Source organism: Treponema sp. UBA7567 (assembly GCF_002476655.1).
Lineage (GTDB): Bacteria > Spirochaetota > Spirochaetia > Treponematales > Treponemataceae > Treponema_D.
In genome coordinates, this window is the sequence record NZ_DLLH01000021.1 from 1 (window position 1) to 12,670 (window position 12,670).

9 protein-coding genes and 1 pseudogene are annotated in these 12,670 nt (G+C 42.3%); all 10 read left to right on the plus strand.

Annotated elements, in window-relative coordinates; genetic code table 11:
- Window positions 1-520, plus strand: a 520-nt coding sequence (locus B3Y13_RS02100; protein WP_296692424.1) for an Hsp70 family protein, incomplete at its 5' end; no start/stop codon positions are given.
- A 155-nt stretch (window positions 521-675) separates the two neighbouring features.
- Window positions 676-1,830: a molecular chaperone DnaJ gene (gene dnaJ, locus B3Y13_RS02105; RefSeq protein ID WP_296667807.1), complete on the plus strand. Its 1,155-nt coding sequence runs from the start codon at window positions 676-678 to the stop codon at window positions 1,828-1,830.
- A 2-nt stretch (window positions 1,831-1,832) separates the two neighbouring features.
- Window positions 1,833-2,732 carry a M28 family peptidase gene (locus B3Y13_RS02110; protein ID WP_296022665.1) on the plus strand — a complete coding sequence of 300 codons (900 nt, stop codon included), beginning with the start codon at window positions 1,833-1,835 and terminating at the stop codon, window positions 2,730-2,732.
- Window positions 2,733-2,832: 100 nt separating this feature from the next.
- Window positions 2,833-4,095 (plus strand): argininosuccinate synthase, encoded by a 1,263-nt coding sequence (locus B3Y13_RS02115; RefSeq protein ID WP_296667805.1) that lies wholly within the window; start codon window positions 2,833-2,835, stop codon window positions 4,093-4,095.
- Between the two features lie 321 nt (window positions 4,096-4,416).
- Window positions 4,417-6,543, plus strand: coding sequence for a polyphosphate kinase 1 (gene ppk1, locus B3Y13_RS02120; RefSeq protein ID WP_296667803.1), 2,127 nt, complete (start codon window positions 4,417-4,419; stop codon window positions 6,541-6,543).
- A gap of 126 nt (window positions 6,544-6,669) precedes the next feature.
- The gene (locus B3Y13_RS02125; RefSeq protein ID WP_296022668.1) at window positions 6,670-7,731 is read left to right on the plus strand and encodes a 6-phosphofructokinase; all 1,062 of its coding nucleotides are present in this window, start codon (window positions 6,670-6,672) and stop codon (window positions 7,729-7,731) included.
- A gap of 243 nt (window positions 7,732-7,974) precedes the next feature.
- A complete protein-coding gene (gene pelA, locus B3Y13_RS02130) occupies window positions 7,975-9,285 on the plus strand; it encodes a pectate lyase (RefSeq protein WP_296667802.1) in 1,311 nt (436 codons plus the stop codon).
- Window positions 9,286-9,466: 181 nt separating this feature from the next.
- Window positions 9,467-10,939, plus strand: a complete 1,473-nt coding sequence (locus B3Y13_RS02135) for an alkaline phosphatase (RefSeq protein ID WP_422664321.1) — start codon at window positions 9,467-9,469, stop codon at window positions 10,937-10,939.
- Window positions 10,940-10,986: 47 nt separating this feature from the next.
- Window positions 10,987-12,150, plus strand: a complete 1,164-nt coding sequence (locus tag B3Y13_RS02140; RefSeq protein ID WP_296667798.1) for a YibE/F family protein — start codon at window positions 10,987-10,989, stop codon at window positions 12,148-12,150.
- 187 nt (window positions 12,151-12,337) lie between these two features.
- A pseudogene (locus tag B3Y13_RS02145) lies at window positions 12,338-12,670 on the plus strand (hypothetical protein); the annotation flags it as partial.

Below are 12,670 nucleotides of genomic sequence, written 5' to 3' on the forward strand. Positions count from 1 at the left end.
CATTGTTCACGTTTCTGCAAAGGATATGGGAACAGGCAAGGAGCAGCATATTCAGATCACTTCTTCTTCAGGATTGAGCAAGGAAGAAATCGACCGCATGGTAAAAGATGCAGAGGCTCATGCAGATGAAGATAAAAAGCAGCGCGAGGCAGTTGACGTTAAAAACGAGGCTGACAGCTTGGTTTACGCTACTGAAAAGACACTCAAAGATTTGGGCGACAAGGTAGACGGCGCTGAAAAGCAGAAAGTTGAAGACGCTGTTGCTGAGCTTAAAAAAGCTGTTGAAGGCGGAAATACCGAAGAAATCAAGTCAAAGACCGAGGCTTTGAAGCAGGCTTCTTACAAAATTGCTGAGGAAGTTTACAAGCAGCAGGGTGCGGGCGGTACTCAGGGTTCTGCCGGCGCTAATCCAGGAAGCGGCGCGGGTGCAAATGCTAGTGGAGATGCTGGTGCAAACAATAGCGGTTTTGATAAGGGAACTGCTGACGATGTGGCTTACGAAGTTCACGACGACAAATAAAAAATAAAATGAATGGAGGCTTTGAAGACTTTTAGTTTTTGAAGCCTTCTTGCAAAATAAGGCTGTTAAAACAATATTAAGTAGACAGCTCAAAAATGAATCAGCCGGTGCCGTTTTGACAGGGCTGATTTGTTCTTTTTAAAAGGTTTAGAAAAATGGCTGCAAAACGTGATTATTACGAAGTATTAGGCGTACAAAAAGGTGCTTCTGCTGATGAAATTAAAAAAGCATATAGAAAACTTGCTATAAAATATCATCCAGACAGAAACCCTGGAAATAAAGAGGCAGAGGAAAAATTCAAGGAAGCAACCGAAGCCTACGAAGTTCTTTCTGATGACAAGAAACGTCCGATTTATGATCAGTACGGCTTTGCAGGATTAGACGGAAGCTCGGGATTTGGCGGTGCTGGCGGATTTTCCAGTAGCCATGCATTCCACGATTTTTCTGACCTGTTCGGCGGAATGGGCGGCGGCTTTAGCGATATTTTTGAAGGAATTTTTGGAGGCGGACGCTCTTCTTCAAGAGCTAGAAATCCAAATGCTCCAGAGCAGGGACAGAGCCTGCGCTACGATCTGGACATTTCTTTCAAAGATGCTGTTTACGGAACTAAGGCCGAGATAAAATTCGCCCACAACGAAGCTTGTCCTGACTGCCACGGTTCCGGGGCAGCCGCAGGCGGAAGCAGAAAAACCTGCACAGCCTGCGGTGGAAGCGGTCAGATAAGAAGACAGGCTGGTTTTTTTGCTGTTCAGCAGACTTGTCCTACTTGTCATGGCGCTGGAACTGTAATCGACAAGCCTTGCAGTTCTTGCCATGGAAGCGGAGTTCAGGAAAAATCAAAACGTGTAACCCTTACAATTCCTGCCGGAGTTGATGACGGAAAAAGAATTGCAATCCACGGAGAAGGCGATGCCGGAAAAAACGGCGGACCTGCCGGAGACTTGATTGTTGTGCTTCATGTTGAGCCGCACACTTATTTTGAGCGGAGCGGTCAAGATCTTTACTGCGCTGTTCCTGTTACAATGGTTCAGGCGGCTCTTGGCGAAACAATTTTTATTACGACTTTGGACGGAAAAAAGATTGAATTTAAACTGCCGGCTGGAACTCAGAACGGAAAACTCCTGCGCATAAAAAACGAAGGCGTTCCTGTTTTAAATACAAGCCGAAAAGGAGATCTCTACATAAAAATTTTGGTTCAGGTTTCTTCACGGCTTTCCTCAAAACAGAAGGAACTGCTTGAGGAATTTTCAAAACTGGACAATGCGACGACAAGTCCAAATCCTGTTCCTCGTTCTTCGATTAACAGCTAAAGATGAATTTTTTGCCGGAAGATTACGAAGCTTACCTTGCCCCGGAAACAGACAGGCTTTCCTTTTTGAGAAAATACCTGTCTGACCGTGGCGTGCAGACTTCTGTAATTTATCTGGCAGGAAAAAAGCACATTTACGTAAATTTCCCTTCAAGTTCATATAATCCGCAATTTAAAATAAAAACTCTTATTTCTCATTACGACATTGTTTCTGGAAGTCCTGGAGCAAATGACAACAGTTCTGCAAATTTTGCTCTGGCGGATTTTGCCGTAAAAGTGAACGGATTGGCTTTAAAAGGCAAAGTTTTGAACATCCGCATGTTTTTTACAGATGGAGAAGAACTTGGAGAGGGCGGCGTGAGCGGGCAGGGCTCTTTTGCGCTGGCAGAGCTTTTTAAAAAACTCGGAATTGAAAATGATGATGTTTTTGTCTTTGATTCAGTCGGCCGGGGAACAGTTCCTGTTCTTGCAAGGGCTGGACTTGATGTTTTAATGAACTTAAAAAAAAACAGGCCTTTTGTAAAACGCTTTGCTTCGCTTTTTGAGAGGACTCAAAACATTTTGAGGGAAGCAAGTCCTCAAAAATGGATGACTTTGCCGGTTCCTTACAGCGACAATGCCGGTTTTTTAGCCTGTGGAATTCCTGCCGTGGCGATTACTATGCTTCCGAAAGAAGAGGCTTCTTTGTATTGTCTTGAACTTATGAAAGACAAAAATCTTGAAAAAACGGTTATGAACGCAAAGCTTAGCGAAAATGCGGATTTTGCATTTAAATACCGCGAAAAAATGCCTTTGACATGGCGGCTTTTTCATACCGAATATGACAATTATTTGAGCCTGACTCCTGAAAGTTTTAAAATAATTGAAAAAATTCTCGAAAAACTTTTGCCTTTATATGTCTGAATATTTCGTCTCTATTGCATAAAGTTGCATAAAACACTAGAGTATTTTGTATAAATATACAGTTTACCGTGCATTTTTTTGTACGGACGGGAGAAATAAAATGGCAAAAGATAAGGTTGTTCTTGCTTATTCTGGTGGATTGGATACAACGGTTATCATTCCTTGGCTTAAAGAAAATTATGACTACGATGTTATCGCTGTGTGTATTGATGTTGGCCAGTGCGATGACTGGGAGCACATTAAGGCTCGTGCCCTCAAAACTGGCGCTTCTGCCTGCTACGTTGTAGATGCACGTCAGGAATATATTGAAGAATATATCTGGCCGGCTCTCAAGGCAAATGCTGTTTACGAGGATGAATATCTTTTGGGAACTTCAACTGCCCGTCCTTTAATTGGAAAAATTCTTGTTGAGTATGCAAGGCAGGAAGGCGCTGTGGCAATTTGCCACGGTGCGACAGGAAAAGGAAATGACCAGGTCCGCTTTGAGCTTGCAATCAAGGCTTTTGCTCCTGACTTGAAGGTTATTGCCGCCTGGCGCGACCCGAAATGGAATATGGACAGCCGCGAAGCAGAAATCAAATTTTTGGAAGACCGCGGACTTGAAGTTCCAATGAAAAAAGACCAGTCATATTCCCGCGACGAGAACATCTGGCACATCAGCCACGAAGGCCTTGAGCTTGAAAAAACTTCAAACGAGCCAAACTACAAGCATATGCTCAAAAATACAGTTGTTCCGGAAGAGGCGGGCGACGGAGAATACGTTACAATCGAATGGGAAAAAGGAATTCCTGTAAGCTTGAACGGCAAAAAAATGAACGGTCTTGAGCTTATGCTCGAGCTCAACAAAATTGCCGGAAGAAACGGAGTCGGAATTGCCGACATCTGCGAAAACCGCTGCGTTGGAATGAAGAGCCGCGGAGTCTACGAGACTCCAGCCGGAACAGTTCTCTACTTTGCTCACAGAATGATGGATCATATCTGCCTTGACCGCGATACTTACCATTACAAGCAGCAGGTTGCTCTCCGCCTTGCAGAGCTTATTTATGACGGAAAAGTATTTACACCGCTGTATGACGCTTTGATGGCGTTTGTTGACTCAACTCAGCAGACCGTAACAGGCTGGACAAAAGTAAAGCTCGTAAAAGGAATGGTTCGCGCCGCAGGCTCAGACTCAAAATACAGCCTTTACAACGAAAATATCGCTTCATTTACAACAGGCGAACTTTACGACCATAAGGACGCACAGGGCTTTATTACCTTGTTCGGCTTGCCTCTTAAAGTGCGCGCGATGATGGAGCAGAGTGTTGGCGAAGGCCGGGCAATTGCGGAAAGCAAAAGCCTTAAAAAACGCCCGACAGAGTAATAGTTTTTAACAAGAAACGTCCTGGAATTTTGTTTTCGGGACGTTTTTTTTGTTTTGGAGCGCAATCCGCAGTCTAGCCGGCTCTTGCTGCAAGTCCTCCTTCGCGTGCTCAGTCCGGTCTTTCCGCGACGATCCGGGCTAAGTTTTTTTTGAAAAACATCATTTTTTTTATTTTTTTGTAAAATTCTTGCCATAAAATCTTTTCGATAAAATTAACCAAAAATTAACGCTATTTATATAAAAATTTAATCAGCCTTTTTTAGACTCGGTTTTATACAAACAGCTGATTTATACAAACAGCTGAGTTTTTTTGAGGGTGATATGGCCGAAAATAATGTTTCTGTTTCTAAAAGAGATTTTTGTCCGGAAGATATTCCTTCTGAATGTTATGTAAACCGTGAGCTTTCGTGGCTTTCTTTTAACGAGCGGGTTCTGGACGAAGCCGGAAATCCTTCTGTTCCGATTGCCGAAAGGCTTTCATTTGTTTCGATTTTTCAGAGCAATCTTGACGAATTTTTTATGGTTCGGGTTGGTTCTCTCCGTGTTCAGGAAGAAAACGCCTTTAATGCCTGCGACAACAAAACAAAAATGACGGCTTCAGATCAGATTGCCGCAATTCTCCTTCGCGTAAAGGAACTTGAAATAAAAAAGGCAAAAATCTATGAGCAGCTTATGGGTGAGCTTGAAGTTCAAGGAATTCGCCTGATAAATTTTAATAAACTTTCTGACGAAGAGGGAAAAATCCTTGAGCAGTATTTTGACACTTGCATTTCTCCTTTTTTAAGCCCAATGATTGTCGGAAAACAGCAGCCTTTCCCGTTTCTTGCAAATAAGGAACTGAATGCGGTTGTCTTGCTTTCCAATAAAAACGGCAAAAACAGGATGGGAATTGTTCCCTGCACAAATACTATTTTTAAAAGACTGATAGAAATTCCTTCTCGTCCAGGAACTTTTATGCTTTGTGAGGAGCTGATTCTTCATTTCGTCACAAAACTTTTTACACGCTATTCAATTCGCGAAAAAGCCGTTGTAAGAATCACGAGAAACGCCGATATTGACGAGCATGACGCGATTGACGAAGATCTTGATTACAGAAATTTTATGGAAGATTTGATTAAGCAGCGCAAAAGAATGAGTCCTGTCCGCCTTGAGCTTAGCCGGAAAATAAATCCGCAGGCTAGAAGCGAGCTTGCAAAATTCGTAAAGATTTCGGAAGACGCGATAATTGATTCTGGAACTCCTCTTGATATGAAATTCGTTTTTCAGCTTCGGGAATATCTTCACGGCAAAAATGAGCTTTTCTACCGCCGGCGCCTGCCTCGTCCTTCCCGCGACATTGATATGCGCAAGAGAATAATTCCTCAAATAGAAAAAAAAGACGTTCTTTTATTCTATCCATTTGAAAATATGAAGCCGTTTTTGGGACTTTTGCACGAAGCAGCCGGCGACGAAAGCGTTGTTTCCATAAAGATTACGCTTTACCGCCTGGCAGACAAGAGCAAAATTGTCGAAGCTCTGGTTGAAGCGGCAGAAAACGGAAAGGAAGTTGTCGTTCTTGTCGAGCTCCGCGCAAGGTTTGACGAAGCGAACAATATTGAGATTTCGCGTGTTCTTGAGGATTCTGGCTGCCGGGTTATTTACGGTCTTGGTGAATATAAAGTTCACTCAAAGCTGTGCCTTATTACAAGAAACACAGGAAACGGAATTTCCTATATTACTCAGATTGGAACAGGAAACTACAACGAAAAAACGGCAGAGCTTTACACCGATTTTTCGCTTTTGACGGCAAATTCTGCAATCGGAAGCGATGCGGCGAAAGTTTTTAAGAATTTTCTTCTTGGCGAAGTTGTTGAAAGCGCTTCCTGTCTGCTTGTTGCGCCAAAATGCTTTCAGAGCAAGATTCTTGAATTTATTCATGAGGAAATTCAAAAAAAAGCAGAAGGAAAAGAAGCCTATATCGGAATAAAAATAAATTCGCTTACAGATAAGCCTATAATCGATGCCTTGATCGAGGCGTCGCGGGCCGGTGTAAAAATCGACATGTGCGTTAGAGGAATTTGCTGTCTTATTCCTGGAATTGCTGGCTGGACAGAAAATATTCGTATAGTGAGCATTGTAGGACGATATTTGGAACATTCGAGAATCTACTGGTTTGGAAAAGGCGAGGACGAAAAAGTTTTTATTGGTTCGGCGGATTTTATGACAAGAAACATGGTGCGCAGGGTTGAAGTTGGAGTGCCGGTTCTGAGCAAAAATTTGCGGACGAGAATAAAGAAAATTTTTGAAATCGAAATGAATGATACGGAAAAGGGCCGGGTTCTTGATTCTCATGGAATTTACGAAAAGCGAAACACAGAAATCGGCGGAAAGAAAAAATCTGTGAAACTTCTTAATTCGCAGGAATTCTTTTTTGACCAGGCATACAAGGTTGCAAGGAGTGTAAAATAAAAACAGCCGAAAATGGCNNGTTGCAAACTTTCTTATCATCGGTTGTTTCTCGCTTCGTTGCGAAACAACTTAAAAAGTCAATTCTAAAACTGAAGTTTTAATCTTGACTTTTTATGGGAGTGTAAAATGAATGTTGGAATTTTAACGAGCGGCGGAGACTGCCAGGCTCTTAATGCCGCAATGCGCGGAGTTGCAAAAACTCTTTTTTATAAGTGTCCGGACGTAAAAATTTTGGGAATCGAAGACGGCTATAAAGGAATGATTTACGGCCGTTTTCATGAAATGACGGGAGATGATTTTTCTGGAATTTTGACGCAGGGCGGAACGATTCTTGGAACTTCGAGAGAGCCTTTTAAGCATATTGCCGATATTGCGGAGGACGGAGTGGACAAGGTTAAGGCGATGGAAGATTTTTACCGTCAAAAAAAACTTGACTGTCTTGTAGTCCTTGGCGGAAACGGCTCGATAAAAACAGCTTCGCTTTTAAGCTCGCGAGGATTGAACATTGTTGCGCTTCCAAAAACGATTGACAACGATATTTTCGGAACTGATATGACTTTTGGCTTTATGAGCGCGATTGACGTTGCTGTCGGCGCAATTGACTGCATTCACACGACCGCGGCAAGCCATAGCAGGGTTTTTATTGTCGAAGTTATGGGACACAAAACCGGACATCTTGCCTTGAACGCTGGAATGGCAGGCGGAGCAGACATTATTCTTCTTCCTGAAATTCCATACAGTATTGAAAAAATAATTTCAAAAATAGAAGAGCGCGAAAAAAACGGCAGGCATTTTACGATTATTGTGGCGGCGGAAGGAGCTGTTTCTGTCAGCGATTCAAAGCTTTCAAAAAAACAGCTTAAGGAAAAACGTGAAAAAACTCCAGTTTCGTTTGATCTTTCTGCCCAGATCCGGCTTATGAGCGGAAAAGACGTCCGGGTTACAATTCCGGGGCATACTCAAAGAGGCGGAAGCCCAAATGCCTATGACAGAATTTTATCTTCAAGGCTCGGCGCTGCGGCCGCAGGTTTTATTCTTGAAAAAAAATTTGGAGTTTTGGCCGCCATAAAAAATTCAAAGATTGTTGCAGAGCCTCTTTCTGAAGTTGCCGGAAAGTTAAAGACTGTCGATGTAAAATCTGAAGAAATAAAAGAAGCAAAAGCGCTTGGAATCTGTTTTGGCGATTAGTTTTTGGCAAAATTTAGCCCGGATGCTTGCATGCTGGCGCATGCTGCGGCTTTTGCTGACGCAAAACCCGTTTTATTTACGTGTGCGCCAAAGCGCACGACCGGGCTTTATAGCCCGGATTGGAGCACCGAAGTTGCCGGAACGGCAATGGAGCGGAAGCGCAAGTGCGGAAAGCCGGATTGAGAGTAAATTGTGCTCCTGAATTTTTATAATTTTGGTTTTCCGTGCTATAATTTTTTTATTATGAAAATTAATCTTTCTTTTCTGGCTTTTTTTTCTGTTTTTTTTGTTTTTGGCTGTCAGACTTCTTATGTCGAAAAAATTGAGAATGAGAATTCTCGTGTCGGGCAGAAGGAATTTGAGGATTTTGCTCAAAAAATGTATTTGCCTGTTTCGTTGAAAGAATTTTCTGACGGTTTTAACCACGCCCGCTATGTTTACAAAAATTCTGTTCCTCCTTACAAGCTTTATGACGAAGCTCAGATTGCCGGAATTGCCGAAAATATGGTCTTTTTGCAGAATCCTGACGGCGGCTGGGCAAAAAATCTTGATTATCAGCGGATTTTTACTTTGGAAGAACTAAAAGCTCTTCACGAAAAAAACAGCAGGCTCAAGCCTGTAACTTACAATCTAAAAACAGAATCTCACGGAAGCACGATGGACAACCGCAATATTTTTTCTCAAATTCGTTATCTTGCAAATGTTTACAAGCAGATTCCTGAAAAACGCTATGCAGAATGCGCAGAACGCGGAATTTTGTGGATTTTAAATGCGCAGGAACCGAAGACTGGAGGTTTTACCGGAGCGGACGTTTTTGCTATAACTTTTAACGATGATGTAATGGCGGATGTTCTTGCTTTTTTGAACGAGGTTGTTCAGAATCGGGAACTTTATGCTTTTGTTGATGAAGAAACTTGCGCCCGCGCTCAAAATGCGTATCTTCGCGGAATTGAATGTATCTTAAAAACTCAGATTACGGTTGCTTTGGAAGACGGCTCTAAAATCCTTACGGCATGGTGCCAGCAGCACAGTTACGAAAATTACGCTCCTGTCTGGGCGAGGGAATTTGAACCGCCTTCAATCTGTTCGACGGAATCTAAAAACGTGGTTAATTTTTTGATGAAAATTGAAAATCCTTCGCTTGAAATTCAAAATGCGATTATTTCTGCCTGCGAATTTTTTGACAGACCGGAAATTCGCATTCATGGCAAAAAACTTGTAAGAAAAACACGCAAGGCTGAAGTTTTGAACGGACGTTATTACGATTATGAGCAGGTTCTGGTTGATGAGCCGTCTGCTCCAGACTTGTGGGCGAGGTTTTATGCGCTGGATTCTTCTTTTGACGTTGTGGCTGGGGCAAGAAAGCCTGTCTCAGGAAATTATCCTTCTGTCTTAAGACCTGTTTGGTGCGACCGCGGATGCAAGTATGTCGAAGATTTTAATTCTCTTTCTGTCGAAAGACGCAACGGCTACGGATATACAACTTCTTCTATGGAAAGACTGATTTCGGTTGATTTTCCTGCATGGAAAAGGAAAAACGGAATTAGCCGCTAAAAACTGAGCCGATTTTTTACATTTATCTCATATTTTTTTCATCATTTTATAACATTTGGATTTTATCTTTTCGTTAAACCATTTGGAGGTACAAATTAAAATGATGAAAAGAAAAGAAATTTCACAGGAAAGTTTTCGTGGAATGATGAAACTTGCAGTAGGAGCGGCAATGTTTGCTGCAATGGCTTTTACTTCAAAAGTAGACGCTCAGCAGATTCAGGGAAATCCTACTGGAAAGGGAACTCCTAAATACGTCTTTTTGTTCATTGGCGACGGAATGAGCTATCCTCAGATTCAGAGTTCCGCATATTACCTTGGAAAAGACGCTGCAGGAATTGTTGATGTTGTAAAAAAATCAGAAAATCCAAAAGATTCACCTTATGGCGAAAATTTGAGCTTTATGAATTTCCCGGTTGCAGGAAGCGCTCAGACTNNTGCGACATCTTTTGCGCCAGATTCAGCTTCGACCGCAACATCGATCCTTACCGGAAAAAAAACACATTCTAGCTCTATCAATGTTGACATCACTAAAAAGCAGAAATTCCGCACGATTGCAGAACAGCTTCGCGACCAGAAAAACTGGAAAATCGGTGTAATTACAAGTGTAAACTTAAACCACGCAACCCCTGCGGCTTCTTACGCTCATCAGGCGAGCAGAAAGTCAAACTATCCGATTGGGCTTGAGCTTGTCGCTTCAAATTTCGACTATTTTGCAGGCGGAGCCTTGATGGAGCCTCAGGACAAAAAAAACGACAAGGAATCAATTTACTCTCTTGCACAGAAAGCCGGCTATAAAGTCTGCTTTACACAAAAAGATGCTTCAGCTCTCAAAAACGGAGACAAGGCTCTTGTAATTGCAGAAAATCTTGCAGATTCAGACGCGATGAACTACGCTCAGGACGCTCAAAAAGGCGAATGGACTCTCCGCGATTATGTTAAGAAGGGAATTGAAGTTCTCGACAACAAAAAAGGCTTTTTTATGGAAATTGAAGGCGGAAAGATCGACTGGGCTTGCCACGCAAACGATGCGCGTTCAACAATTGCCGACACTGTAGCTCTTTCTGACGCCGTAAAAGAAGCCATCGACTTTTACAACAAGCACCCGAAAGAAACTCTCATTATTGTAACTGCCGACCACGAAACTGGCGGACTTACAATCGGATTTGCCGGAACAGACTACAACTTGTTTTTCAATACTCTCAAAAACCAGAAAATTTCATATGCAAAATACGATTCTGACTTTATCTCAAATTACAAGAAAAACAACACTTCTTTTGACGATGTAATGAAAGACGTGACTGAATTGTTTGGACTTAAAGTTCCAGGTTCGGAAGGAAGCAGCAAAAACGGCGGGCTCGTGCTTACAGATTACGAGTATTCAAGACTTAAGGACGCATACGCAAAAACAATGTCTGGCGACAAAAAACGCGACCAGCGCGAATACGAGCTTTACGGAACTTACGAGCCGCTTTCTGTAACAATCACACACATTTTGAACAACAAGAGCGGAATCGGATTCACCTCTTATTCGCATACAGGTCTTCCAGTTCCAGTTTTCGCGCTCGGCGCAGGCCAGAACGAATTTGGCGGATATTACGATAACACCGACATTTACAAAAAAATGGCTGCTTTGACAAAAGTAGTTCAGGATTAGAAAACATATCGGTAGATCAAAATTAAATAAAAAGGAAAATTAAAAAAATGTCCAGATTATCACGTTCGGCAGTTTCGGTTATTGTTTCGCTTGCGTGCATTGCGGCTATGCTTTTTATTCCTACAGGGTTTGAAGGAGCCTTGCAGTTTAAGGATGCCGTAAAATGCCGTGCAAAAATAATTGAAGTTGACAACAGCCGTTTTATTGATACTGGACTTATTCGCACTGGACAGCAGGTGTGCACTGTCCGTTTCTTGTCCGGAAGGTTTAAGGGAAGAATTGCAGAAGGCTGGAATATGCTCAACGGCTCTCTTTCCCAAGACAAAATCTTCCGGCCGGGAGACACGGCCCAGGCTCTCGTTCAGTGGGAATTTTCCGACTTAAAAAATCCAGAAAAGGGAAGTGAGCAGATAATTTCGGTCAATCTTATCGATCATTTCCGTCTTCGTGGCGAACTTATCCTTGCTCTTGCGTTTTCTGTCTTCCTTATAGTTTTTGCAGGAGCAACAGGAGTCCGCTCAGTCCTTTCTTTTATTCTTACAGTCCTTGCTCTTTGGAAAATCATTGTTCCGCTTTATCTTAAAGGTTTTGACCCAATGCTTACGGGGCTTTTGGGAACCGCATTTTTAACGGTCGTTATAATCGCGCTTGTCTACGGATTTGACCGCCGACTTTTTTCTGCCGCCGGCGGAGCTATGCTAGGAATTGTTTTTTGCGCAGTTCTTTCGGTTATCTGCACAAAAACTCTAAAACTTCACGGCGCGGTCATGGCTCATTCAGAAAGCCTTTTATATTCAGGTTTTCAGTATTTAAATCTTACAAAAATCTTTATGAGCAGCATTTGCATTGGAGCGAGCGGTTCAGTTATGGATCTTGCGGTCGATATAACATCTGCCGTCAACGAAGTTGTAAAAAAATGTCCGTCAATCAGCCGTCTTGAAGCAATAAAATCCGGTCTTGCAGTTGCGCGGGCCGCAATGGGAACCATGACGACAACTCTTCTTCTTGCATATTCCGGAACTTGCCTTGCGCTTTTAATGACTTTTATGGCGCAGGGAACGCCGCTTTACAATATTTTGAACAACAATCAGGTCGCCGCCGAAATAATAAACACTGTCGCAGGAAGCTTTGGTCTTGCCGCAACAGCTCCGTTTACAGCGTTTTTGGCTGGAATGATTCTCGCAAAAAACTCAAAAAAACACGTCGATTGATTTTTTGCCGCTTTTTTTTCATAATTATACAAAATTATACAAAAAATTTGGGGTCATTTTTGTGGCTCTGCCACAAAAACCGGGCTGTACGCCGTTGCGCTGTCCGCTTCATTAAAACGCCAGTTGAAAACTGCCGTTTCAACGCCTTTGGCGCGGCTTCCATCCCTTGCCCGAAAAATATATAAAAATGAAAACTTTCAAAATTCTTTCCGAAAAAAAAATCCGCCTCGATGAGCTTTTACGTCAAAATCTTCCATTGCTCTTAAAAACAGAAATTTCCAATTCTAAAATCCGCCGTCTTATCGTTGCAGGAGCGGTAAGCGTAAATCAAAAGCAGGTTTTTGCGCCTTCTTTTACGGTTTTTGCAAAATCTTCTGTCTTTGTTTCTGTCGATAAAGAAAAACTTTTTTACGAAAAACAGCCCGACGACATAAAATTTGAGCTTACAGAAAAAAATGTTCTTTTTGAGGACGAATACATAATCGTAGTGAACAAGCCCTCGCATTTTCCGACCGAAAAA

Excerpts from the sequence above, each read along its gene's own strand:
- dnaJ (WP_296667807.1), top strand. The coding sequence starts at position 676 with ATGGCTGCAAAACGTGATTATTACGAAGTATTAGGCGTACAAAAAGGT.
- B3Y13_RS02110 (WP_296022665.1), top strand. The coding sequence starts at position 1,833 with ATGAATTTTTTGCCGGAAGATTACGAAGCTTACCTTGCCCCGGAAACA.
- B3Y13_RS02115 (WP_296667805.1), top strand. The coding sequence starts at position 2,833 with ATGGCAAAAGATAAGGTTGTTCTTGCTTATTCTGGTGGATTGGATACA.
- ppk1 (WP_296667803.1), top strand. The coding sequence starts at position 4,417 with ATGGCCGAAAATAATGTTTCTGTTTCTAAAAGAGATTTTTGTCCGGAA.
- B3Y13_RS02125 (WP_296022668.1), top strand. The coding sequence starts at position 6,670 with ATGAATGTTGGAATTTTAACGAGCGGCGGAGACTGCCAGGCTCTTAAT.
- pelA (WP_296667802.1), top strand. The coding sequence starts at position 7,975 with ATGAAAATTAATCTTTCTTTTCTGGCTTTTTTTTCTGTTTTTTTTGTT.
- B3Y13_RS02140 (WP_296667798.1), top strand. The coding sequence starts at position 10,987 with ATGTCCAGATTATCACGTTCGGCAGTTTCGGTTATTGTTTCGCTTGCG.